Origin of the sequence: Pseudomonas sp. MF5691 (assembly GCF_016405645.1) — a bacterium.
Lineage (GTDB): Bacteria > Pseudomonadota > Gammaproteobacteria > Pseudomonadales > Pseudomonadaceae > Aquipseudomonas > Aquipseudomonas shahriarae.
This window is the reverse complement of record NZ_JAEKDC010000013.1, coordinates 114918-138703: the sequence shown is the minus strand read 5'-3', so window position 1 is coordinate 138703 and position 23786 is coordinate 114918. Positions and strand designations below refer to the sequence as shown.

At 61.9% G+C, this 23786-nt stretch carries 21 protein-coding genes and 1 pseudogene; 7 read left to right on the top strand and 15 right to left on the bottom strand.

Features of this window, described 5'->3' with window-relative positions:
- Positions 1 to 7 precede the first annotated feature (7 nt).
- The 3 genes from zapE to JFT44_RS19060 are packed head-to-tail and all read right to left on the bottom strand — an operon-like array spanning position 8 to position 2382.
- The gene (gene zapE, locus JFT44_RS19070) at positions 8 to 1120 is read right to left on the bottom strand and encodes a cell division protein ZapE (protein WP_198831034.1); all 1113 of its coding nucleotides are present in this window, start codon (positions 1118 to 1120) and stop codon (positions 8 to 10) included.
- 12 nt (positions 1121 to 1132) lie between these two features.
- Positions 1133 to 1879: an anti-sigma factor gene (locus tag JFT44_RS19065; RefSeq protein WP_057960049.1), complete on the bottom strand. Its 747-nt coding sequence runs from the start codon at positions 1877 to 1879 to the stop codon at positions 1133 to 1135.
- On the bottom strand, positions 1876 to 2382 hold the full coding sequence (locus JFT44_RS19060) for a sigma-70 family RNA polymerase sigma factor (RefSeq protein WP_198831039.1): 507 nt from the start codon (positions 2380 to 2382) through the stop codon (positions 1876 to 1878). Before JFT44_RS19060 ends, JFT44_RS19065 begins: the two co-directional genes overlap by 4 nt.
- A 152-nt stretch (positions 2383 to 2534) precedes the next feature.
- Here JFT44_RS19060 and JFT44_RS19055 point away from each other — a divergent pair.
- Both JFT44_RS19055 and JFT44_RS19050 read left to right on the top strand, forming a co-directional pair.
- Positions 2535 to 3617, top strand: a pseudogene (locus JFT44_RS19055) (catalase family peroxidase).
- Positions 3614 to 4150, top strand: coding sequence for a cytochrome b (locus JFT44_RS19050; protein WP_169990346.1), 537 nt, complete (start codon positions 3614 to 3616; stop codon positions 4148 to 4150). The pseudogene JFT44_RS19055 and the gene JFT44_RS19050 overlap by 4 nt, the downstream one beginning before the upstream one ends.
- On the opposite strand, the gene JFT44_RS19045 is transcribed toward JFT44_RS19050, so the two are convergent.
- Positions 4048 to 5313 carry an MFS transporter gene (locus tag JFT44_RS19045; RefSeq protein ID WP_198831033.1) on the bottom strand — a complete coding sequence of 422 codons (1266 nt, stop codon included), beginning with the start codon at positions 5311 to 5313 and terminating at the stop codon, positions 4048 to 4050. The genes JFT44_RS19050 and JFT44_RS19045 overlap by 103 nt on opposite strands.
- Before the next feature lie 96 nt (positions 5314 to 5409).
- On the opposite strand from JFT44_RS19045, the gene JFT44_RS19040 reads away from it, so the two are divergent.
- Positions 5410 to 5871 (top strand): helix-turn-helix domain-containing protein, encoded by a 462-nt coding sequence (locus tag JFT44_RS19040; RefSeq protein WP_057960045.1) that lies wholly within the window; start codon positions 5410 to 5412, stop codon positions 5869 to 5871.
- A gap of 20 nt (positions 5872 to 5891) precedes the next feature.
- On the opposite strand, the gene JFT44_RS19035 is transcribed toward JFT44_RS19040, so the two are convergent.
- Positions 5892 to 7043 (bottom strand): M14-type cytosolic carboxypeptidase, encoded by a 1152-nt coding sequence (locus JFT44_RS19035; RefSeq protein WP_120733500.1) that lies wholly within the window; start codon positions 7041 to 7043, stop codon positions 5892 to 5894.
- Positions 7044 to 7522: 479 nt separating this feature from the next.
- Positions 7523 to 7867, bottom strand: a complete 345-nt coding sequence (locus JFT44_RS19030; RefSeq protein ID WP_057960043.1) for a DUF6124 family protein — start codon at positions 7865 to 7867, stop codon at positions 7523 to 7525.
- Between the two features lie 129 nt (positions 7868 to 7996).
- On the opposite strand from JFT44_RS19030, the gene JFT44_RS19025 reads away from it, so the two are divergent.
- Positions 7997 to 8644, top strand: a complete 648-nt coding sequence (locus JFT44_RS19025; protein WP_057441591.1) for a LexA family transcriptional regulator — start codon at positions 7997 to 7999, stop codon at positions 8642 to 8644.
- On the opposite strand, the gene JFT44_RS19020 is transcribed toward JFT44_RS19025, so the two are convergent.
- The 4 genes from JFT44_RS19020 to JFT44_RS19005 are packed head-to-tail and all read right to left on the bottom strand — an operon-like array spanning position 8641 to position 14193.
- Entirely contained in the window at positions 8641 to 10593 is a 1953-nt protein-coding gene (locus tag JFT44_RS19020) for an acetyl/propionyl/methylcrotonyl-CoA carboxylase subunit alpha (protein WP_169990344.1), read from the bottom strand. The two genes, JFT44_RS19025 and JFT44_RS19020, sit on opposite strands and share 4 nt — an antisense overlap.
- Positions 10590 to 11396 (bottom strand): gamma-carboxygeranoyl-CoA hydratase, encoded by an 807-nt coding sequence (locus JFT44_RS19015; protein WP_120733498.1) that lies wholly within the window; start codon positions 11394 to 11396, stop codon positions 10590 to 10592. Before JFT44_RS19015 ends, JFT44_RS19020 begins: the two co-directional genes overlap by 4 nt.
- A gap of 14 nt (positions 11397 to 11410) precedes the next feature.
- A complete protein-coding gene (locus JFT44_RS19010) occupies positions 11411 to 13018 on the bottom strand; it encodes a carboxyl transferase domain-containing protein (RefSeq protein ID WP_198831032.1) in 1608 nt (535 codons plus the stop codon).
- A gap of 11 nt (positions 13019 to 13029) precedes the next feature.
- Entirely contained in the window at positions 13030 to 14193 is a 1164-nt protein-coding gene (locus JFT44_RS19005) for an isovaleryl-CoA dehydrogenase (RefSeq protein ID WP_057441554.1), read from the bottom strand.
- 171 nt (positions 14194 to 14364) lie between these two features.
- Here JFT44_RS19005 and JFT44_RS19000 point away from each other — a divergent pair, with 171 nt between their 5' ends.
- Positions 14365 to 16047: an AMP-binding protein gene (locus JFT44_RS19000; RefSeq protein ID WP_115128492.1), complete on the top strand. Its 1683-nt coding sequence runs from the start codon at positions 14365 to 14367 to the stop codon at positions 16045 to 16047.
- A gap of 685 nt (positions 16048 to 16732) precedes the next feature.
- Here JFT44_RS19000 and JFT44_RS18995 read toward each other — a convergent pair.
- The 3 genes from JFT44_RS18995 to JFT44_RS18985 all read right to left on the bottom strand — a co-directional run bounded on the left by JFT44_RS18995 (position 16733) and on the right by JFT44_RS18985 (position 19047).
- Positions 16733 to 17632, bottom strand: a complete 900-nt coding sequence (locus JFT44_RS18995; protein ID WP_057441558.1) for a hydroxymethylglutaryl-CoA lyase — start codon at positions 17630 to 17632, stop codon at positions 16733 to 16735.
- A gap of 13 nt (positions 17633 to 17645) precedes the next feature.
- A complete protein-coding gene (locus JFT44_RS18990; RefSeq protein WP_057960037.1) occupies positions 17646 to 18047 on the bottom strand; it encodes a MerR family DNA-binding transcriptional regulator in 402 nt (133 codons plus the stop codon).
- Positions 18048 to 18117: 70 nt separating this feature from the next.
- Positions 18118 to 19047: a LysR family transcriptional regulator gene (locus JFT44_RS18985; RefSeq protein WP_057960036.1), complete on the bottom strand. Its 930-nt coding sequence runs from the start codon at positions 19045 to 19047 to the stop codon at positions 18118 to 18120.
- A gap of 151 nt (positions 19048 to 19198) precedes the next feature.
- Here JFT44_RS18985 and JFT44_RS18980 point away from each other — a divergent pair, with 151 nt between their 5' ends.
- The gene (locus JFT44_RS18980; protein ID WP_120733494.1) at positions 19199 to 20428 is read left to right on the top strand and encodes an acyl-CoA dehydrogenase; all 1230 of its coding nucleotides are present in this window, start codon (positions 19199 to 19201) and stop codon (positions 20426 to 20428) included.
- 116 nt (positions 20429 to 20544) lie between these two features.
- Here JFT44_RS18980 and JFT44_RS18975 read toward each other — a convergent pair whose 3' ends face one another.
- Positions 20545 to 21885: a phosphate ABC transporter substrate-binding/OmpA family protein gene (locus tag JFT44_RS18975; protein ID WP_198799373.1), complete on the bottom strand. Its 1341-nt coding sequence runs from the start codon at positions 21883 to 21885 to the stop codon at positions 20545 to 20547.
- A gap of 198 nt (positions 21886 to 22083) precedes the next feature.
- A complete protein-coding gene (gene xthA / locus JFT44_RS18970; protein WP_057441571.1) occupies positions 22084 to 22896 on the bottom strand; it encodes an exodeoxyribonuclease III in 813 nt (270 codons plus the stop codon).
- Positions 22897 to 23084: 188 nt separating this feature from the next.
- Between xthA and JFT44_RS18965 the strand changes: the two genes are divergently transcribed.
- The gene (locus JFT44_RS18965; protein WP_057441572.1) at positions 23085 to 23735 is read left to right on the top strand and encodes a GNAT family N-acetyltransferase; all 651 of its coding nucleotides are present in this window, start codon (positions 23085 to 23087) and stop codon (positions 23733 to 23735) included.
- Positions 23736 to 23786: the final 51 nt, after the last annotated feature.

Here is a 23786-nt window from a genome sequence, read left to right as displayed (position 1 = left end):
AAGGCGCTCATGATAGCGACTTGAGCGCCAGCGGGCTGACTTGTTGCAACTGCCCCAGGCGGCTGCGGGTGCGTGCCAGGTCAATCGCCTGGCCTTGCAGGGCGTCGTCCAGTGGCTGTTGGCCCAGCAGGGTCAGGTGCTTGTCCTGGTCGTAAAGCACGTCGATCAGGTTGATAAAGCGCTGTTGCACGGCAATCGGGCAATCGCCGAGCAGCGGCAGGTCGTCGATGATCCAGTGGTCGAAATCCTCGCACAGCAGCAGGTAATCCATCACGGCGGTGGGCTGTTCGCACAGGTCGTTGAAGGTCAAGGCCAGGCTGCGCGCCTGGTGCCAGCGCACCTGCAGTTGCTGCGAGCCGACCGCCAGCGCCAGGGGCGGGCCATCGGTGGCGGGCAGCCCCAGCTCACGGCGCTGGGCCGGGGTGCCCGGCCACACGTACTGGCCATGGGTGAAGCGCTGCAACTGGTGGTTCTGCGCCAGGCCCCGGTAGTCCTGGGGCGCGCTGACTTCCATGACGTCCATGCGCGCGCTGATCAAGTCAATCACCGGCTTGAAGCGCTGATGGTACAGCGGGTTGGGCAGCAAGCCCTGGGGCGGGTAATTGGAGGTGACCAGCAGCAGGATGCCCCGTTGGAACAGGGCCTTGAACAGGCGAGTGATCAACATCGCGTCGCCGATGTCATGCACATGGAACTCGTCGAAACACAGCACCCGGCAGCCGTCGAGCAATTGATCCAGAGTGGCGCCCAGGGCATCGGCCTGCTGGCGGTGGGCAAACATGCCGCGGTGCAGGCGGGCGAAAAAGTCGTGGAAATGTACCCGCTGCTTGTCAGGCAAGGGCAGGGCCTGGAAAAACCCGTCCAGCAGCCAGCTTTTGCCCCGGCCGACAGCGCCGTGCAGGTACAGGCTGCGGGTCGGGCGCTGGGCCAGCAGGTGTGCGGCCTGCCGCGCCATAGCGTCGATCACCTGCACCTGGCTGGGGCTGAGGGTGTAGCCCTGTTGCCGAGCCTTGTCCGCGAAGAAGCGCTGAATGGCTGGCGCGCTGTCGTGGGCGGTTTTTTTGCCCAGCAGGCGTTTGAGCAGGGGCAGGCGCCGGGGGCGGCTCTCTCGAAAAGGCATGGCGTTGGCGTCCTAGAACCGGGTGGTCTGCTTGAGCAATGGGGTGGTCGGCTCGTCCTCCGGGCTGACCATCGCATAGTTGTAGCCGGGGCTGGACCAGTATTCGGCCTGCAGTCCATCGGCACTGCGGCTGCCCCGTGGCAGCAGGGTGTTTTGCGGGCCGGGCGGGCGAATATAAAAACTGATGCGCCGGCCCTGCGGGTTCTCGTAAAGCACCATCGCTGCCGCGCCCTGATCGGTGCTGAGCAGCCGTGCGCTGACCGGGCTGAAGCCGGCCTCGCTGAGGTCTGGCAGGCGATGGGCCTGGGCGAAGTAACGGTCGAGCCAGGCTTGCATATCGCCATTGCCCTGCACCTGGTAATCGGCGGGCATGATTGGGTTCTGGGCAAACAGGCGGTACGCCTGCATGGCGTCGGTCATCGGCAGTGCGCTGGCGACCAGGGTCGCCTGCCGCGCTTGCCAGCCACCCAGGCCGCCCAGGCCGACGGCGAGCACCAGCATGGCGGCAGTGGCCAGCTGGCGGCGCGACTGGTGCTTGAGACGCTGGCGAATCTGCGCCGGATCCAACTCGGGGTTGGCCGCTGGCGGCGCACCGATGGCCGTGCGCAGGTGCTGGGCATCCTGTTGCCAGGCGTGGACCTGGGCCGCGACCTCGGGGTGGGCGGCGAGCCAGATCTGCAGTTGGCGGCGATCCGGCTCGCTGAGCTGGTGATCGACGTACGCGTGCAGGTCGCGTTCGTTGGGGGGCAGGCTGATCATTTGAGTATCCGCAGGGAAGGGCGGGTGATGTCACCGTCGCTGAGCTGGCGCAAGGCCTGGCGGGCACGGGACAGGCGTGACATCACGGTGCCGATGGGCACGTCGAGGATATGGGCGACTTCCTTGCAGCTCAAGCCTTCCACCGAAACCCACAGCAGCAGGGCGCGTTGCTCGCTGCTCAACTGGTCGAAGGCTTGCAGGGTCGATTGGGCGATCACCGTACGTTCGACTGACGGTTGCGCGTCATCACGACCGGTGAAGAACTCCAGCATCCGCGCATAACGCCGCGAACGCCGGTGCGCGTCGAGGAACTGCCGGTAGAGGATCGAGAACAGCCAGGCGCGCAAATCGCCGTCGACGCGCTTGTTGCGCCAACTGACGATGGCGCGCTCAAGCGTGGCCTGCACCAGGTCGTCGGCGCTGCTGGGGTTGCGTGTCAGGGATACGGCAAAGCGCCGTAGCCTGGGGAGGAGTTCACGCAATGAGTCGTCGAGTTCGTGCATGGCAATCTTGGTCACTGTGCTTGGACCAGGAAGACGTCCGGCCTTGGAGGTTATTCCAGGGATTGAAAAATAAACAGTGCGGGTGGGAATAGAGCGTGTCGACGCTCGTCCTGCTTCTCTCTCACCTGTGGCCGCTGGCCCTGGAGCACTGCATGCCAGATCAACCATCCCCCTTACGCCCGCCGCTGGGGCGCGCCAGCCTGATGCTGCGCCTGGCCGCTATCGGCGTGGTCGTCGGCGCCGCCGCCGGGGCGTTTGCCTACGTCAACGGTACACTCGACCCGCAGCGGTTGCGCCCCCAGGCCCTGGTCAATGCCCTGGAAACCAATAACGGCGTGCACCCCGGCTACCGGCGCAACCATTCCAAGGGTGTATGCGTGGCGGGCTATTTCGAGAGCAGTCCTGCGGCGCGTGCCTATTCCCGTGCGCAGGTATTCAGCGAGGCCCGCACCCCGGTGATCGGCCGTTTTGCCTTGCCCAGCGGCAACCCCTATGCCCCGGACAGCAGCGTGCCGATCCGCAGCCTGGCCGTGCAGTTCAACCAGGCCAACGGCCAGCAATGGCGCAGCGGGATGAACAGCATGCCAGTGTTCCCGGTGGGCACGCCCGAGGCGTTCTACCAGATGCTCAAGGCGGGGACTCCCGACCCGGCGACCGGCAAGCCCAACCCGGCCAGTATGCCGGCGTTTTTTGCCAGCCATCCGGAGACGGCGCCGTTCCTGGCCTGGGTCAAGACGGCCAGGCCGTCAGCCAGCTATGCCACCGAGCGTTACAACGGCATCAATGCGTTTTACCTGGTGAATGCCGACGGGCAGCGCCAGGCCGTGCGCTAGGGGCTGGTGCCGATGAGCCAGGACGTCAGCGCAGCCGCTGCGCCGCCAGGGGCGGATTTCCTCCAGGCCGACCTGGAGCAACGATTGGCGGCCGGCCCCCTGCGCTGGCAGTTGCAGATCACCCTGGCCAACCCCTCAGACCCGGTGGATGACGCCAGCAAGGCCTGGTCTGGGGCGCACACGGTGCTGGATGCCGGCACCCTGATACTCGAGCGCAGTCAGCCGCAGTTGGACGGTGATTGCCGCGATATCAACTTTGACCCGCTGATCCTGCCCAGTGGTATCGAAGCCTCCAATGACCCGCTGCTGGCTGCACGTTCTGCTGCCTATGCCAGTTCCTACCTGCGCCGTACCGGCGAAGTCAGCCAGTTGCACAGCGCCTCTCAGGAGTCCCGGCCATGAAGACTCAACCACGTTTTTTCGCCCCGCTGGCGCGCCTGCTGCACTGGCTGATGGCGCTGATGGTCATTGCCATGCTGTTTATCGGTGCTGGCATGGTGGCCTCGGTGTCCCAACGCCATGCATGGTTGTTGCACCTGCACAAGCCATTGGGCATTGCGATTCTGCTGTTGGTGATCGTGCGCCTGGTGGTGCGCTTTGCTACCCGCCAGCCGCCGCTGCCTGCCGATTTGCCGGCGTGGCAGGTGTTGGCGGCCAAGGCGTCGCATCTGCTGCTGTATGGCTTGATGCTGGCGCTGCCGTTGTTGGGATGGGCGATGATTTCGGCGGCCGGTGACCCAGTGATGCTGAGCAGTTCTTTGCAGTTACCGGCGTGGGTGCCGGCCAACGCGCAGTTGTTTGCAATTCTGCGCAAGGCCCATGGGTATCTCGCCTATTTGCTGTTCCTCACGGTGTTGCTGCATTTGGCGGCGGCGTTGTTCCATGGCTGGATTCGCCGGGATGGCGTTTTGCAAAGCATGCTCGGCAAGGACTGAGGCCCCAGGGTCGCCCACCAGTATCCCAGGGCCAGTAGGTTGATGGTGGCGCCCAGGGCACAAACGCCGAGCCAGCCGGCCCAGGCGTACATCAGGGTGGCGCCGAGCGAGCCCAGGGCGCTGCCTGCCGAATAGAACAGCATGTAGCCGGCAGCCAGGCGGCTCTGGGCTTCGGGGAGCACGCTGTAGATCAGGCTTTGGCTGGTGACATGCACGGCTTGCAGGCCGAGGTCGAAGGCAATCACCCCAAGCAACAGTGCCCACAACGAAGACTGGGTCAAGGCGATGGGCAGCCAAGACACCAGCATCAGCGCCAGGGCCGCGCCGCTGGTCCACTGTGCCCAGCCTCGGTCAGCCAGGCGCCCGGCATGGGCCGCTCCCAGCGCGCCGGCGGCACCGGCAAGGCCGAACAGGCCGATCTGGGTGTGGGACAACGACAGCGGCGGGGCGCTCAAGGGCAATACCAAGGGCGTCCATAGCACCGTGCCCGCGGCAAAAATCAGCAAGGCCAGCACTGCGCGGTCGCGCAGCACTTTTTCCTCGCGCAACAGGCTGAACACCGAGCCGAGCAACTGGCGATAGGCGCCTGGCGCCCGGGGCTGCTCGGTAGCGGGCAAGACACGCCAGAGCAGCAGCGCCATCAGCAACGTCAAGCCAGCCGACAGCAGGTACACCGAGCGCCAGCCGGCCAGGTCCGCCATGAGCCCGGACACCGTGCGCGCCAGCAGCAAGCCAACCACGATGCCACTGGTCACCAGGCCCACCACATGCCCCCGTTGCTCGGGGCGCGCCAGGTTTGCGGCGTAGGCCACCAACACCTGGGCCACCACGGCGAGCAAGCCCGTCAGCAACAGGCCAGCCAGAAACCCCACGCTGCTGTTGGACAGGGCGACCAGCAATACCGCGCCGGTGGACAGCAGTAACTGGCCGACGATCAAGTGCCGACGGTTGAGCAGATCGCCCAACGGCACCAGCAGTAATAAACCGAGGCCATAGCCGACCTGGGTCAGGCTGATCACGATGCCGACGGTGGCGGGGTCCATGGCGAACGTCGTGGCCATGGCATCCAGCAGGGGTTGGGCGTAATAGACGTTTGCCACCGACAGGCCGCAGGCAATGGCGAACAGCAGCACCACGGCGCCGCTTAACGATGATTGGGGCATGCTGAGTTCTCATTGTGGTTGTTAAATAAAACCAGTTGTACGGTAGGTATTCCGGTTTTATATTGCAACTACATTTTTATCAGGCAGGCGTTACTCATGGTCAAACTCACTCGCTTTGAAAGTGCCGAATGCCCGGTGGCGCGCTCGCTGGAGGCGATTGGCGATGGCTGGGCACTGTTGATCATTCGCGATGCATTCGATGGCATCCGCCGCTTTGGCGAGTTTCAGCGCAGCCTGGGCATGGCCAAGAATATTCTTTCGGCACGCTTGCGCAGCCTGGTCGGCCACGGGATTTTCGAGATTGTCCCGGCCTCGGATGGCAGTGCTTATCAGGAGTATGTGTTGACGGAAAAGGGCAGGGGGCTGTTTGCCGTGATCATTGGGTTGCGGCAATGGGGCGAGGGGTTTTTCTACGCCGAGGGCGAGGCCCATTCGGTGCTGTTGGACCGTGAGCACGGACAGCCGCTGCAGGCTTTGCACGTGCAGGCGGCAGATGGCCGGGTGCTTGGGCCGCTGGACTGCGTGCGGGTGGCGGCGCAGTCCGAGGCTGAGGGTTAACGACGCTTATTGGGGCAGGGTCAGCGCAGTACGTTGACCATGTCCGCCACGGTGCTCAGCACGTCCTTGCCCAGTTGCCGGGAGCGTTTGCCGGACCAGCCGGTGCGTGGGTCGGGCGCATCGTCGTTGTCCTTGAACGGCATTTCAAGGGTCAGGGACAGGCAATCGAATTTCTCGCCCACGCTGTTGCACGCCAAGGTCATATTGGCCTGGCCCGGCAAGTCGCGGGTGTAGCCATGGGTGGTCTGGAAGTCGCGGGTCAGTTCGCTCAAGTGGCTGCGAAAGTGTTTTTCCAGGGCCTCGATACGCGGGGTATAGCCGGGGTTGCCTTCACACCCTGCGGTGAACACATAGGGGATTTCTTCGTCGCCGTGGATATCCAGGAACAGGTCGACGCCGTATTTTTCCATTTGCTGCTGGACGAACAGCACTTCCGGGCTCTGTTCCTGGCTTGCGCTTTGCCAGGCGCGATTGAGGTCCTGGCCCATGGCGTTGGTGCGCAAGTGACCGTGGAACGCGCCATCCGGGTTCATGTTCGGCACCAGGTACAGGTCGGCGGATGCCAGGAGTTTTTTCAGTTCAGCATCACCTTCCTGCTGCAGGCGCTCGATGATGCCTTCCATAAACCACTCGGCCATATGCTCGCCCGGGTGCTGCTGCGCAATGATCCACACTTTGCGCTGCCCGGCGTCACCCTTGCCACGGCGTAGCAGGGGAATATCACGGCCTTCGACACTCTTGCCGGTGGCCAGCAATTGCGTACCGGCGCGGTTCAGTGCCTGCTCGATCAACCAGGCGTGACGCTCGCGACTGTAGGGTTCGAAGTAGGCGAGCCAGGCGTGTTTTTGCTCGGCCTGCAGTTCGATGTGCAAGGTTTCGCCATCAAAGCGTGTCGGCACCCGGAACCAATTGACGTGGTCGTAGGACGCCACGGCGTTGTAACCGCTCCAGGCATGTTTGTAGGAGGACTGGCCGGCGTTGCTCAGGCGAAAGGTATGGGTATGACCAATGTGCATGCCTTCGGCCTTGAAGTGGAACCATTGGAAGTGCTGGCTGCGGGTATCAGGTTTGATCGCCAGCAGTAACTGATGGGCATCGCTGGTGTCGAGCACCTGGATATTGCCACTGTCGAAGTCGGTGCTGATTTTGATGGAGGTCAAGGCCACGGTCATAGTCTGATTGCCTGAATATGAGAGTTGTGGCGGGCAGTTTACACAGACGCGGGGTAAAGTCTGGACGCAAATTATTGCGAAAAGGGAGGGGGCGTCATCCTTGACGCAGCCGCAGCTTAGAGTCTATGAGATTGATTCTCAAGTGCTATCTTGGAAAGAAGCGGGCCAGAGCGCTTGATCGGCTTTCTTTCGGTGATTGTCTTTTGCTACCATGCGCGCCATCGAGCAACACACAGTCTTCATTAGCCTGAAGCCACGCCAGAATAACTGGCAAAAAAAAGACCCGGCCAAAGAGCCGGGTCAAAAACCGTGATTAGCCTGATGAGGAGATATTCCAAGAGTCCGACCTAAGGTCTCTTGGCCTATCGACTGATCTCGCGACCAGCTGCTTGCAATAATAATCATTATCATTTGCAAGTCAAATGTTTTTATCCGTCTGATAGAAATATTTTTCCTTCTGTTCCTGCACGCCTATCTGGCTATGAGGCTTTGCCGCCTGCCAGTTGCAGTGGACGCTCCAGCATGGCCTTGGCCATATCAATCAAATACACCACTGAAAACGCCAGGTCTCGGGTGCCCCCCAGCTTGTTGTTCGCCAACTCATACGCGATGGCGGCGGCGCTGCGCAGCAGGTCCGAGGCATGCACCAGGGCTTCTTCGCTGCTGACATGGGGGTTGGCCTCGAAAAAGGCCACATCGTCCACTGGCTCCGTGTCCTCTTTCAAGTAGTAGTCCAGTGCGCGTCGGGCGGCTTCGCTGCCCTGCAAGAACTTTATTTCATCGTCATCAGGTGTGCCAGGCAGGTGATCCAGGGTAGTGGTCATGAGGTCGGTGCTCTGGGTGGGAAGGTGAACAGGTGGGGCTGATAATAATACGATCTGTATTTATGTCATTTGATTGATTACTACAAACTGTTTATTGTCGCCCTGAATTCATCCGGTATTGTGTGGCCCATGGATAAATGGATAGCGTTGGTCAAAGCCAACATGAAGGCCCGCAAGGTCACGCAGCATCAACTGGCCGCACGTTTGGGCATGTCCCAGGGCGGCATTGGCCACTGGCTGGGCAAGCGCCGGGTGCCCAGCCTCGCCGATATGAACCGGGTGCTCGAAGAGCTGGGCCTGGGCTATCTGGAGACGGTGCTGGTGATCCGCGAAAAAAGCGACGCCCCGGCGAACGACGATGCCGCGCCGGTCACTCAATACAATCCGTATTTTCGTTACCCTGTGACCGACTGGAAACACCCCTGCCAGGTGCACGAACAGCGGCCAGCCTATGGCGCCACGCGTTTTGAGGCGAGCGATTACGAGGCCGACGGCGAGGCGTTCTGGCTCCAGGTGAGCGGCGATGCGATGACCGCGCCCAGCGGGCCGAGTATTGCCGAAGGGATGATGATCCTGGTAGACCCGGCCCGCGAAGCCGAGCCCGGTACATTGGTGGTGGCCCAATGGGCCGGCAGCAGCCAGGCGACCTTTCGCAAGTTGATCGAGGAAAGCGGCCAGCGTTACCTGGTGCCGCTCAACCCGACCTACCCCAAAGCCCTGCTCACCGATGACTGCCGGATCATCGGCGTGGTGGTACAGGCCACGGTGAAGTTCTAGGCCTGGGCTTCCAGCTCCACCAAGGCGCTGCCTTCGCCGACCATTTCGCCTTCCTGGCAATACAGTGCCTTGATCACGCCTCCGTGGGGCGCGCGGATGCTGTGCTCCATCTTCATCGCTTCAAGCACCACCAGTTGCGCACCGGCCTCCACCGTCTGCCCGACTTCCACCAGCACCCGCACGATGCTGCCGTTCATGGGTGCGCTCAGGCCGCCCTGATGGGCTTGTCCGGCATCGACGGCGGCGATCGGGTCAAACAGCGTCACGCTGCGCATCTCACCTTGCCAGCGCAGGAACAGCGTCTGCCCATGGCGCACGGCCAAGTGCGAACGGCGGATGCCAGCATCCTCGATCAGCAATTGTTCGCCACGCAGTTGCGGCGCGGTGCTGGTTTGCAGTGTTACCAGGCGATCCTGGCCGTCACTGCTCAAATGCAGGGATGTTTCGGCAGGCAGGCCCGCACGAAAGCCCAGGGTTGCAGCCCACGGCGAGGCAGGATCGTCCTGCCGCAGCCGGGAGGGCTGGCTTTGCATGAAAGCATGACCGGCCGCCTGCCAGAACTCATCACTCAACGCACTGGCGGCAGGCAGCAGTTGCTCCTGATAACGCGGGATAAACCCGGTATCCAATTGCGCTGCGGCAAAGGCGGGATGGCCGATGATGCGCCGTAAGAAGCCCAGGTTGGTCTTCAAGCCGCCGACCGCAAACTCGTCGAGCATGCTCAACAGGCGCAGGCGCGCCTGTTCGCGGTCCTCGCCCCAGGCAATCAGTTTTCCAAGCATCGGGTCGTAGAAGGGCGAGACGTCGTCCCCTTGCTCGACGCCACTGTCCACCCGCCGTCCCGGGCCAGGCGCCGATTCGCGGTACAGCGCCAGATGCCCGGTGGCCGGCAAAAAGTCATTGGCCGGGTCTTCGGCATACAGCCGCACTTCAATCGCGTGGCCGCGCAACGGCACCTGCTCCTGGGTCATGGGCAGCGGCTCGCCTTGCGCCACGCGAATCTGCCAGGCCACCAGGTCCAGGCCGGTGATGGCCTCGGTCACCGGGTGTTCTACCTGCAAGCGAGTGTTCATTTCCATAAAGAAAAACTCACCGCGCGCATCCAGCAGAAACTCCACGGTGCCGGCGCCCACATAGCCAATCGCCTGTGCGGCACGCACCGCTGCCTCGCCCATGGCCTGGCGCAGGGCAGGGCTGAGGCCGGGTGCCGGTGCTTCTTCGACGACCTTTTGATGGCGACGCTGGATCGAGCAGTCGCGCTCATTGAGGTACAGGCAATGGCCGTGCTGGTCGGCAAACACCTGGATCTCCACGTGACGGGGCTTGATCAGGTACTTTTCCACCAGCATCTGCGCATTGCCAAACGACGACAGCGCCTCGCGCTGGGCCGAGGCCAGGGCTTCGGCCAGTTGGCTTTCGTCCTCGACCACTTTCATGCCCTTGCCGCCGCCGCCCGCCGTGGCCTTGAGCAGCACCGGGTAGCCAATGCGCGCGGCGGCCTGGCGGAAGGTTTCCAGATCCTGGCCGGCACCGTGGTAACCCGGCACCAGCGGCACGCCAGCGGTTTCCATCAATGCCTTGGCCGCCGACTTGCTGCCCATGGCATCAATGGCCGAGGCGGGCGGGCCGAGGAAAATCAGCCCGGCCTCTTCAACCGCTCGGGCAAAGCGTGGGTTTTCGGAAAGAAAACCATAGCCTGGATGAATCGCCTGGGCGCCGCTGGCCTTGGCCGCGGCGATCAGTTTGTCGATCTGCAGGTAGCTGTCGGCGGCCTTGCTGCCACCCAGGTCCACCCGGATATCGGCTTCTCGGCTGTGGCGCGCATCGCGGTCTGTGGCGCTGTGCACGGCAACGGTGGTCATGCCCAGCGCCTTGGCCGTGCGCATGACCCGACAGGCGATTTCGCCCCGGTTGGCCACCAGTACGCAGGTAATCAACGGTGCACTCATGAACGTGGCTCCTGGGACTGCCAACTGGGCGCACGCTTTTGCAAAAATGCGCGCAAGCCTTCCTGGCCCTCGGCGCTGACGCGGATGCGCGAGATGGCGTTTTCGCAGTAACGGCGCAACGCCGGGGTCAGGGCGCCATTACCCACTTCGCGCAACAAATCCTTGCTGGCGCGCATGGCGGCCGGGCTGTTGAGCAGCAGGTTGGCGATCCATTGCTCGACGTGCTGATCCAGCGCATCCAGCGGGTAGCTTTGCGCCAATAGCCCGATGGCCTGGGCCTGCTGACCGTCGAAGCGTTCTGCGGTCAGGGCATAGCGGCGTGCCGCGCGCTCGCCAATCGCCTGCACCACAAACGGGCTGATGACCGCCGGCGCGAGGCCGATGCGTACTTCCGACAGGCAGAACTGCGCATCATCGGCGCCAATGGCCATGTCGCAGCAACTGATCAGGCCCAGGGCGCCGCCGTAGGCCGCGCCCTGGACCACCGCCAGTGTCGGGATCTTCAGCTTGGCCAGGTTGTACATCAACTCCGCCAATTCGCGGGCGTCGTCGAGGTTGGTGTGGTAATCCAGTTCGGCCGACTGTTGCATCCAGGCCAGGTCCGCGCCGGCGCTGAAATGCTTGCCGCGCCCGCGCACGACCAGAAAACGCAGCGCGGCATCGGCCTGGACCTGGTCCAGGGCAATGATCAGCTCGCGGATCATTTCGGCGTTGAACGCGTTGTTCTTCTCTTCCCGGCTCAACCACAGCGTGGCAAAGCCACGGGGGTCGTTGACCAGCTCAACAGTGTTGAAATCGCTCATGGGTGCAGCTCCAATTACATGCGGAACACGCCGAAGCGGCTCGGCTCGATGGGGGCATTCAGTGCGGCGGACAAGGCCAGGGCCAGCACGTCACGGGTCTGCAAGGGGTCGATGACGCCGTCATCCCACAGGCGGGCGCTGGAGTAGTAAGGGTGGCCCTGGGTTTCGTACTGGTCGAGGATCGGCTGCTTGATCTGCGCTTCGTCCTCGGCGCTGAACGCCTGGCCACTGCGCTCGGCCTGTTCGCGCTTGACCTGCACCAGCACGCCGGCGGCCTGTTCGGCGCCCATCACGCCAATGCGGGCGTTGGGCCACATCCACAAAAAGCGCGGGTCGTAGGCGCGCCCGCACATCCCATAGTTACCGGCACCAAAGCTGCCGCCGATGATCACTGTGAATTTCGGCACCTTGGCGCAGGCCACCGCCGTGACCAGCTTGGCGCCGTGCTTGGCGATGCCGCCGGCTTCGTATTTCTGCCCGACCATAAAGCCGGTGATGTTCTGCAAGAACAGCAGGGGAATCCCGCGCTGGCAGGCCAACTCGATAAAGTGCGCGCCTTTTTGCGCCGCTTCGGCGAAGAGGATCCCGTTGTTGGCGAGGATCGCGATGGGGTAGCCATGCAAATGGGCAAAGCCGCAGACCAGCGTCGTACCGAACAACGCCTTGAATTCATCGAAGACCGAGCCGTCCACCAGTCGCGCAATCACTTCACGTACATCGAACGGTTGCTTGGCGTCGGCCGGGATCACCCCATACAGCTCTTTGCTGGCATACAACGGCGCGACCGGCGTGCGCTGTTGCAACTGCCCCTGTTTGCGCCAGTTGAGGTTGGCGATGCTGCGACGGGCCAGGGCCAGGGCATGTTCATCGCTGTCGGCGTAATGGTCGGCCACCCCGGAGATCTTGCAGTGCACATCGGCACCGCCAAGGTCTTCGGCGCTGACCACTTCACCGGTGGCGGCCTTCACCAGTGGCGGCCCGGCGAGGAAGATGGTGGCCTGCTGGCGCACCATGATCGCTTCATCGGCCATCGCCGGCACATAAGCGCCACCCGCCGTGCAGGAGCCCATCACCACGGCAATCTGCGGAATGCCCTGGGCGCTCATATTGGCTTGGTTGAAAAAAATCCGCCCAAAGTGCTCGCGGTCGGGGAACACCTCGTCCTGGCGCGGCAGGTTGGCGCCGCCGGAGTCCACCAGGTAAATGCAGGGCAGGCGGTTCTGTTCGGCGATGGTCTGGGCGCGCAGGTGTTTTTTCACGGTCAGCGGGTAGTAGGAACCGCCTTTTACCGTGGCATCGTTGGCGACGATCATGCATTCGACGCCTTCGACCCGGCCGATCCCGGCGATCACGCCCGCGGCCGGTACCTCTTCACCGTAAACCTGATACGCCGCCAGTTGGCTGAGTTCGAGGAACGCCGAGCCCGGGTCGAGCAGGCGGTTGATACGCTCGCGCGGCAGCAGCTTGCCACGGGAGGTATGACGCTCCTGGGCCTTGCTGCCGCCGCCTTGCTGGACCTGGGCGAGCAGGGTGTGCAAGGCATCGACCTGTTTGAGCATCGCCGCGCTGTTGCTGGCGAATTCCGCCGAACGCGGGTTGAGTTGGGTGTGCAGGGTGGCCATGGTGCACTCCCTCAGCGGGTTTCGTTAAACAGTTCGCGACCAATCAACATGCGTCGGATCTCACTGGTGCCCGCGCCAATTTCATACAGCTTGGCATCACGTAACAGACGGCCTGCGGGGAATTCATTGATGTAGCCATTGCCGCCGAGAATCTGGATCGCATCGAGGGCCATCTGTGTTGCGCGTTCGGCGCTGTACAGAATCACCCCGGCGGCGTCCTTGCGCGTGGTCTCGCCGCGCTCGCAGGCCTGGGCCACCGCATAGAGGTAGGCACGACTGGCGTTGAGCTGGGTGTACATGTCGGCAACTTTGCCCTGGATCAGCTGGAATTCGCCGATGCTCTGCCCGAACTGCTTACGGTCGTGGATGTAGGGGACGATCAGGTCCATGCAGGCCTGCATGATCCCGGTAGGGCCGCCGGAGAGCACCACACGCTCGTAGTCCAGGCCGCTCATCAGCACTTTGACCCCGCCATTGAGCACGCCGAGGATGTTTTCTTCGGGCACTTCGACGTCATCGAAAAACAGCTCGCAGGTGTTGGAGCCGCGCATGCCCAGCTTGTCGAACTTGTTGCTGCGGCTGAAACCCTTGGCGTCGCGCTCGACAATAAACGCGGTAATACCATGGGCGCCTTTTTCCAGGTCGGTCTTGGCGTAGATCACATAGGTGTGGGCATCGGGACCGTTGGTGATCCAGGTCTTGCTGCCGTTGAGCACATACACGCTGCCGCGTTTGTCGGCGCGCAGCTTCATCGACACCACATCGGAGCCCGCATTCGGCTCGCTCATGGCCAGGGCGCCAATGTGTTCGCCGCTGATCAGCTTGGGCAGGTACTTGAGTTTCTGTTCATGAGTGCCGTTGCGGTTGATCTGGTTGACGCACAGGTTGGAGTGCGCCCCGTAGGACAACGCCACCGAGGCCGAGCCGCGGCTGATTTCTTCCATGGCCACCACGTGGGCCAGGTAACCCAGACCGGCACCGCCGTATTCTTCCGGCACGGTGATGCCCAGCAGGCCCATGTCACCGAACTTGCGCCACATATCCACGGGGAACAGGTTGTCGATATCAATCTGCGCTGCCCGTGGCGCCAGCTCCTTGGCCACGAAGGCCTGCACCTGGTCGCGCAGCATGTCGATGGTTTCACCGAGGGCGAAATTCAGGGTCGGGTAACTCATGGAGGGGCACCTATAAACATTATTGTTGTGGGGCTGGCGACGCCATTGGGCGATCACCTTTACGTTAACGTAAACTTGCGTTGCATGACTGTCAATCGTAGCTTACGTTAACGTCAAGCTCGCGCCTGACCGGCGCACCGTCCACCTACAAAAAAGACAATAGGGGTCGTCATGGATCAACCGAATCAGAGCTACAGCCGTGGCCCACAGGACAAGGCCTTGCTGGCCATGACCATCGGCCAGGCATTTGACCGCACGGTGGCGCAGTACCCGGAGGGCGAGGCCCTGGTGGTGCGCCATCAGCAGCTGCGCTACACCTGGCGGCAGCTGGCCGGAGCCGTGGACCTGCATGCACGCGGGCTGCTGGCGCTGGGGTTGCAGGCCGGGGATCGCCTCGGCATCTGGGCGCCGAACTGTGCCGAGTGGTGCATCAGCCAGGTGGCCAGCGCCAAGCTCGGGGTGATTCTGGTCAACGTCAACCCGGCCTACCGCAGCAGCGAGCTGGAATACGTGCTCAAGCAGTCGGGTTGCCAGTGGTTGATCTGTGCCGGTTCGTTCAAGTCCTCCGACTACCACGGCATGCTGCAGGCGCTGGTGCCGGAACTGGCGGAGCAGGGCATTGGCCAGTTGCACTGTGATCTATTGCCGGAACTGCGCGGGGTGATCAGCCTGGATGCGCGACCGCCCTCGGGGTTCATGCCCTGGTCGCAATTGTCGGCCCTGGGGACGGGGACACCCCCGGAACAATTGCAGCACCGCGAAGCCAGCCTGCACTTCGATCAAGCCGTCAATATCCAGTACACCTCCGGCACCACGGGCTTCCCCAAGGGCGCCACCCTCAGTCACCACAACATCCTCAATAACGGTTACATGGTTGGCGAAAGCCTGGGCCTGACCGCGCAGGATCGCCTGGTGATCCCGGTGCCGCTCTATCATTGCTTTGGCATGGTCATGGGTAACCTGGGCTGCATCACCCATGGCACCACGATGATCTATCCCAATGACGGCTTCGACCCACTGCTGACCCTGACCGCCGTGGCCGAAGAGCGCGCCACCGGCCTGTACGGCGTACCCACGATGTTTATTGCGGTGCTCGATCATCCGCAACGCAGCACGTTCGATCTGTCGAGTCTGCGCACCGGGATCATGGCCGGCTCCACCTGCCCGATAGAGGTGATGCGCCGGGTCATCAGCGACTTGCATATGAGCGAGGTGCAGATTGCCTACGGCATGACCGAGACCAGTCCCGTTTCCCTGCAGACCGGCGCGGATGACGATCTGGAGCGGCGCGTGACCACGGTCGGGCGGACCCAGCCGCAACTGGAAAGCAAAATCATCGACGAGGCCGGTAACACCGTGCCGCGTGGGCAGATTGGCGAGTTGTGCACCCGAGGCTACAGCGTGATGCTCGGCTACTGGAACAACCCCGAAGGCACCCGCGAAGCCATCGACGACGCCGGCTGGATGCACACCGGCGACCTGGCGACCATGGATGAGCAGGGTTATGTGTGCATCGCCGGGCGCAACAAGGACATGATCATTCGCGGTGGCGAGAACGTGTACCCACGGGAGTTGGAGGAGTTCTTCTTCACCCACCCGGCGGTGGCGGATGTACAGATCATCGGCATTCCCGATGAGCGTTATGGCGAAGAGATCGTGGCCTGGATCAAGTTTCACCCCGGGCACGTGGCCAACGAGCTGGAACTGCAAACCTGGTGCAAGGGGCGCATTGCACACTTCAAGACGCCGAAGCATTTCCGCTTTGTCGAAGAATTTCCGATGACCGTGACGGGGAAGATTCAGAAGTTTCGCATGCGTGAGATCACCATCGAGCAACTGCGTAGCGAAGACTGAGATCTGGCGCCGATCAAAAATGTGGGAGCGGGCTTGCCCGCGATGGCGGAGTGTCAGTCAACTATTCATCAGCTGACCCACCGCTATCGCGGGCAAGCCCGCTCCCACATTTGCCTTTGCATGTACCGCGCAATGGTTTTCACCCAGACAGCACAAAGGGGAGCCGAAGCTCCCCTTTAATTTGTTGTTACGTGCTCTTTTTTTATTATTGAGGGGCGGTCTATTGTTGTTTTTGGCAACCGTGGCCCTTTACCGCTGTTTTTGGCGACCCCCATCCGGGGTCAAGAGCAAACGTATTTTTTTGAGCGCTGATCTGCTTCTTCGCACGCGATCCAACCAGTGGGTAGCTACCTTGAGGTAGTTTTATTGTTCTCTGCCCGGTTGCGAGTGGCGGCTTGCGCCGTACCCTGCGAAGCACATCTTCTCCAAAAAAATCTGTTAGCTGCGTCTCTGCCGTGTTGTTTTTGTTATGTCAGAGTCGTTACGTCTTATTTTTATTAGGTTTGGTGCTTTTTATTCTTGTTATGCCATAGAGATAGCAGAAGCCGTGCCAACTTTTAAAAGCCCTTTAAAATCAATGGTTTGATTTTTTAGTAGGAAATTTACTTCAGAGAATGCGACAAAATATGTTCCCGTGTTACCCGATGTGTAGCCGCGAGGTAACACATCGGAGCAGGCGCGCTACTCAACGGGCACTACGGGCCTTGGCCACGCGTGAGCCGGTGGGGCGGCCCAGGACCGTACAGATCTGCTGGCCCGCCACAATCAACTTGTCCATGTCGATACCGGTTTCGATGCCCAGGCCGTCGAGCAGGTACAGCACGTCCTCGGTGGCCACGTTACCGCTGGCGCCCTTGGCATAGGGGCAGCCGCCAAGGCCTGCGATAGAGCTGTCGAACACCTGGATACCCTCCAGCAGGCTGGCGTAGACATTGGCGATGGCCTGGCCGTAGGTGTCATGGAAGTGTCCGGCGAGCTTTGCCCGTGGCACGTCCTTGCCCACTACCTCGAACATGCGCCGCGTAGCGCCTGCGGTGCCGGTGCCGATGGTGTCGCCCAGGGACACTTCATAGCAGCCCATGGAATACAGCTCGCGGGCCACCGCAGCGACTTGCTCCGGGGCAACCTGACCTTCATACGGGCAACCCAAGACACAGGACACATAGCCGCGCACACTCACGCCGTGCTGTTGTGCCGCCGCCATGATGGGCGCAAAGCGCTCCAGGCTCTCGCTGATGGAGCAGTTGATATTGCGCTGGGAAAACGCCTCGGACGCCGCTGCAAATACTGCGACCTCCTTGACCCCGGCCGCCAGCGCGTCCTCGAAGCCCCGCAGGTTAGGCGCCAACGCGCCATAGATCACGCCCGGCTTGCGCTGGATCTGCGCAAACACTTCGGCCGAGCCGGCCATCTGCGGTACCCACTTGGGCGAGACAAAACTGCCGACTTCGATATAGCCCAGGCCCGCCGCGCTGAGGGCGTCGACCAGTTGCACCTTGTCGGCCACGCTGATGGGCTGGGCTTCGTTTTGCAGACCGTCGCGCGGGCCGACTTCGATCAGGCGCACCTGAGAGGGGAGAGACATGGGATCTACCTTTTTATTGGGGTTGGCCGACCTGGCTCTGGATCGTCTGTTCCAGGGCCTGGGTGCAACGTTCTTCGGCGGTGTCCAGTTCCAGTTTCATCTGCTCGATGTCCAGCAACTGCTGTTCCAACTGCTCACGGCGTTCGCTGATTTTTGCCAGCATGCTGTGCAATTGCTTTTGATTGCCGCTGCTGGGGTCGTAGAGTTCGATCAGTTCGCGGCATTCGGCCAGGGAAAAACCGATGCGCTTGCCCCGCAGGATCAGCTTCAGGCTGACTTTGTCCCGGGGCGAATAGATACGCTCCTGGCCGCGGCGCTCGGGGCGCAGCAGGCCCTGTTCTTCATAGAAACGAATGGCCCGGGTGGTGATGTCCAACTCGCGGGCCAGGTCGGAGATGCTGTAGGTCGTGCTCATGGTGGCGCTCAAGGAGGGTCTTGGCGCTACGCTAATGGCTGCTTGACGTAAACGTCAAGCAAATCACCGCCTACGCGTTATCCAACTTCTTCTCACGCGCCGTAACCTGCTGGCACAACTCGATCATCTGCTCGCGCATCCAGCGGTTGGCGGGGTCCTGGTCGGTGCTTTCATGCCAGTACAGGTGGGTTTCCACCGGCGGCACATCATTGACCGGCAGGTTGAACGAGTGCAGCTCGTTACGCCGTGCAAAGCGCTCGGGCACGGTCATTACCATATCGGTCTGCTGCAACACCTGGGAAGCCATCAGGTAATGCTGGGAGCGCAGGGCGATCTTGCGCTGGATCCCCATTTTGCCGAGGGCCAGGTCGACGTGGCCCAGGCCATTGCGCCGGCTGGAAATATGGATATGGGTCAGCGACAGGTAGTCATCGAGGCTGAACTTTTCCTTGCCCGCCATCGGGTGGCCCTTGCGCATGGCACACACGTAGCGGTCTTCCATCAGCTTGACGTGGCGCACTTGCGGGTCGGTGTTGAGCGGCGCGTCCACTGCGAAATCCAGGCGTCCGGCGGCCAGTTCCTTGGTGGTTTCCCGACGTTTGGACAGGAAACTCTCAATGATCACCGTGGGCGCCAGGCGGCGCAGGCGCTGGAACAGTGGCGGCAGGATCACCGCTTCAGTGAGGTCGGTCATGCTGATGCGGTAGGTCTTGGCCGCTTGCAACGGGTTGAAGATCCGGCTCTCTTGCACCGACACCCGCAGCAACGACAGGGCATTGCGCACCGGGCCAATGATGTTCTGGGCCATGGGGGTCGGCACCATGCCCTGGGCGGTCCGCACGAAGAGCGGGTCGTTGAAGGTCTCGCGCAGGCGTGCCAGGGCGTTGGATACGGCCGGCTGGGTGATGCCCACGATCTGTCCGGCACGGGTCAGGTTGGCTTCGGTGTAGATCGCGTCAAAGACGATGAAAAGATTGAGGTCGACCTTGCTCAGATTCATTTCGTTGCGCTCTTCTTGTTAGGTTTTCATACGCCGATCATATATCGGTGATGAATGTTAATACACGCCGAGAATAGGCTAGGTAAATTATCAGCGCTGTTCTAGCATCGTTTGCATGACCTAAACAACCTCTCCAAGAAGGGAGCTGCTCATGGATTTTGCCTATTCGCCCAAGGTTCAGGAACTGCGTGAACGCGTCACCGCGTTTATGGATGCTTACGTTTACCCTGCCGAGCCAGTGTTTGAACGCCAGGTCAGCGAAGGTGACCGCTGGCAGCCCACTGCGATTATGGAAGAGCTCAAGGCCAAGGCTAAGGCCGAAGGCCTGTGGAACCTGTTCCTGCCGGAATCCGAACTGGGCGCTGGCCTGACCAACCTGGAATACGCGCCGCTCGCCGAAATCATGGGCCGCTCCCTGCTGGGGCCGGAGCCGTTCAATTGCTCGGCGCCCGACACCGGCAATATGGAAGTGCTGGTGCGCTACGCCAACGAAGGGCAGAAACAACGCTGGCTGGAGCCCCTGCTGCGTGGCGAGATCCGCTCGGCGTTCGCCATGACCGAACCCGATGTGGCGTCTTCCGACGCCACCAACATGGCCGCCCGCGCCGAGCGCCAGGGTGACGAGTGGGTGATCAACGGTAAGAAGTGGTGGACCTCCGGCGCGTGCGACCCGCGCTGCAAGATCCTGATCTTCATGGGCCTGAGCAACCCGGATGCGCCGCGCCACCAGCAGCACTCGATGATCCTGGTACCGGTGGATGCGCCCGGGGTGAAAATCGTCCGGCCGCTGCCGGTGTTCGGCTACGACGACGCGCCCCATGGGCATGCCGAAGTCCTGTTTGACAACGTGCGTGTGCCGTACGAAAACGTCCTGCTGGGTGAAGGCCGCGGCTTTGAAATTGCCCAGGGGCGCCTTGGCCCGGGCCGTATCCATCACTGCATGCGCTCGATTGGCATGGCTGAACGGGCCCTGGAGTTGATGTGCAAGCGTTCGGTCAGCCGCACCGCCTTTGGCAAACCGCTGGCGCGCCTGGGTGGCAATATCGACAAAATCGCCGACTCGCGGATGGAAATCGACATGGCACGCCTGCTGACGTTAAAGGCCGCCTACATGATGGATACGGTCGGCAACAAAGTGGCGAAAAGTGAAATCGCCCAGATCAAGGTCGTGGCGCCGAATGTGGCTCTGAAGGTGATTGACCGGGCGATCCAGATCCATGGCGGTGCCGGGGTCTCCAATGACTTCCCGTTGGCCTACATGTACGCCATGCAACGCACCTTGCGCCTGGCCGACGGCCCGGATGAAGTGCACCGGGCGGCGATTGGCAAGTTCGAGATTGGCAAATATGTGCCTAAAGAACTGATGCGCAGCGGCCAGTAGGACCGAGTCGCCGGTATCGCGGGCAAGCCCGCCCCCACATTGTGATCGCACGCGGTCAGTGTGGGAGCGGGTTTGCCCGCGATTGCGGTGGGCCAATCCACACCCATCTTCAGGTTTCAATAAACCCATACCTCCACCCGGCGATTCTTGATTCGCCCCTCATCCACGGTATTCGCCGCTACCGGCATCTCGGCGCCGAAGCCGCGAATATCGCGCAACACCACACCACTTTTGACCAGCTCCCGGCGTACCGCCATTGCCCGCAGCTTGGACAGCAGGTCGGCGCGCTGCGGATCATCCTTGGCGTCACCAAACCCCACCAGCGTGACGCGCTTGTCCCGTTTATCGTGGCTATCTATATAAGCCACCACGCGGGCGAGGTCCTGGCGCGCCTTGTTGTCCAGGCTGGCGCTGCCTTCTTCGAAGCGAAAATTCACCGTCAGGCGTTGCGCCTCGCGGGCAATGGCCTGGTAGTCGGCTGGCATCGGCGCCCGAGTCTGCACGGTGATGGCCTGGACCTGCTGGGCGATAAAGCCATTGGCCGCCACGATGGCCTGGCCTTGGGCGCTCTGGGTAAAGTCCACCAGAGCCTCGGCCCAGGGATTGCTGTTGTTGGGCGGCAGATAGAAAAACAAGCGGCGCGACAGCGGGTAGTCTTCGGTGGCGATCAGGCTGCTCTGCGGTAACATGGCTTGGGAGTCGCCATCGCTGATGGCCACCGCCTTGGCCTGACGCACATAGGGCAGGCCGATAAAACCTATCCCCTGAGGGTCCTGGCTGACTGCATCGGACAATTGTTCGCTCGACTCAAAGCGCTGAGCCTTGCTGTCGAGGGTTTTACCGCGACGGCTGAGCACCAGCTCCTTGAAGGTGTCGTAGGTGCCGGATTGATCATCGCGAGCATACAGGCGGATCTTCCCGCCGCTGCCGCCCAAGGCCTCCCAGGTGCTGATCTCGCCGCTGAAAATCCTCGCCAGTTGTTCGGTAGTCAACACCTGCAGCGGGTTGCGTGGGTGCAGGATGATTGCCAGGCCATCAATCGCGATCACCTGCTCGGCACCGGGGCTTTTCAGGTCACCCAGGGGCTCGAGGTCCACCAGTTCGCGGTCCTTGATCGGGCGTGACGCGGCCGCCAGGTCGGCCGCGGCCTGTTTCAGCGCGGCAAAGCCGGTGCTGGAACCATGGGCGGCGATCTCGACCAGTACCCGCTTGCCTTGGGGGCTGGTGCCGACGAGGCGCTCTTCGTTGGGGCGGGCGGGTGTTTCGCTGTGTACAGCCTTGAGACCCTGTTGCTCCAGCAAACCCCTGACCAGCGCCGGGCCCAACGCCGCGCCAATGGTGTTGGAGCCCTGGATGCGCAAGGCCGGGCCGTGTTCGGGAAAGGGCAGGGGCGTTGCAGAAACTGTAAGAGGAAAAACGCTGCAAAGTGTCAGCAGGTACAGAACGCGCAGCATCATGCCGGCACCTTCTCAAGCCAAAGGACGTGCGGGCAGATTAAGTCAGTAAGGTTGCCAAAATATGACTGACACCCAGCCGGTCCAAATGTGCGAGCAGGCTTACCTGCGAAGGCGGTGTGTCAGTCAACATATCTATCGACTGCCCCAGCGCCATCGCAGGCAAGCCAGCTCCTACATTTTATGGTGTGGTCGCAAAGATCAGCTCAGTTCCAGCCAGATCGGCGCATGGTCCGAGGGTTTTTCCAGGCCGCGCAACTCATAGTCCACACCCGCATCCTTGACTCGTGGCAACAGGCCGTTGGAGGCCATGATCAGGTCGATCCGCAGGCCACGCTTGGGTTCGTCTTCAAAGCCGCGGCTGCGGTAATCGAACCAGCTGAAGCGATCCGCCACGTCCGGGTTGAGGTGACGGAAGCTGTCGGTCAGGCCCCAGTTCTTCAGGCGCGCCATCCACTCGCGTTCTTCCGGCAGGAAGCTGCATTTGCCGGTCTTCAGCCAGCGCTTGGCATTGTCGGCACCGATGCCGATGTCGCAATCCTCGGGGGAAATATTCACGTCGCCCATCACCACCAATGCCTGGTCATTGCTGAACTGGCTCTCCAGCAGGTGTTGCAGATCTTCGTAAAAGCGCTGCTTGGCCGGGAACTTGGTCGGGTGGTCGCGGCTTTCGCCCTGTGGGAAATAGCCATTCATGATGGTGATCGGGTTGCCGTGTTCATCGGCGAAGGTGCCCCAGATAAAGCGGCGCTGGGCATCCTCTTCGTCGCTGGCAAAACCCTTGTGCAGGGCCAGCGGTTCCTGGCGCGAGAGCAGGGCGACGCCGTAGTGGCCTTTCTGCCCGTGGTAGTACACGTGATAGCCCAGGGCCTGGACTTCGGCCAGCGGGAACTGCTCGTCGTGGACTTTGGTTTCCTGCAGGCCGATCACGTCGGGTTGATGTTTGTCGATCAGGGCCGCCAACTGATGAGGCCGGGCGCGCAGCCCGTTGATATTAAAAGAGACGATTTTCATGGTCGGCAGTCCAGTCTGGCAAAAGGGCGATGCTAGCCGACAAGTCGGACGGGGGCCAGCGTGGCGGTAGGACTGATGCGCTGCTAATGTCTCTCAGGGAGCCAATGGCAGGGAACGACTCCGTTGCCCCGGGCTCGTAACAATAAGAGCGCGACCTTTTTGAGTGGCGCCCAGGGGAGATACGACTGATGCCCGACACCTCGACCGCCGTTGCCCAGGTGCACCTGCTCGATAGCGGCTATTCCCGCGAAGCGCGCTCGTTGCTGTACCACGCCTATCGGCATGAGCCGACCTTTGCCTATCTGTTCGAAGCTGAACGCTCAGGGTACGAGCAGCGGGTCCGCGCGACGGTGCGCGAGCTGGTCAAGCAACACTTTCTCCAGGAACTGCCGGCCATCGGCCTGTTGGTCAATGACCGCCTGATCGGCATCGCCCTGATTGCCCCGCCGCAACGGCGCCTGGGCATCACGGAAAGCTGGGCCTGGCAATTGCGCATGTGGCTGAGCACCGGTTTCAGGTGCACCCGGCGCTACCTCGAATACCATCAGGCGGTGCTGGCGTGCTTGCCATCGGAGTCGGTGCATGTGCTGCCGCTGCTGGGGGTCCACCCGCAATTCCAGGGCAAGCATTACGGCGAGCAACTGTTGGAAGCCGTGCATAACTGGTGCGCCGAAGACCCGCATTCACAAGGGGTGGTGCTGGACACCGGCAATCCGCTGTACCTGGAGTTCTACAAACGCCAGGGCTATGCCGAAGTGGCAGAGGTGGCTGTAGGACCCATTCTGGAGCATGTGTTTTTTCACCCGAATCCCCAGGTGTTACAACCTGCAACGCCTTAACCCAGAATTATTCAGACAATTCCAGGTTCTAAGGTGCTCCTCAGCTCGTGT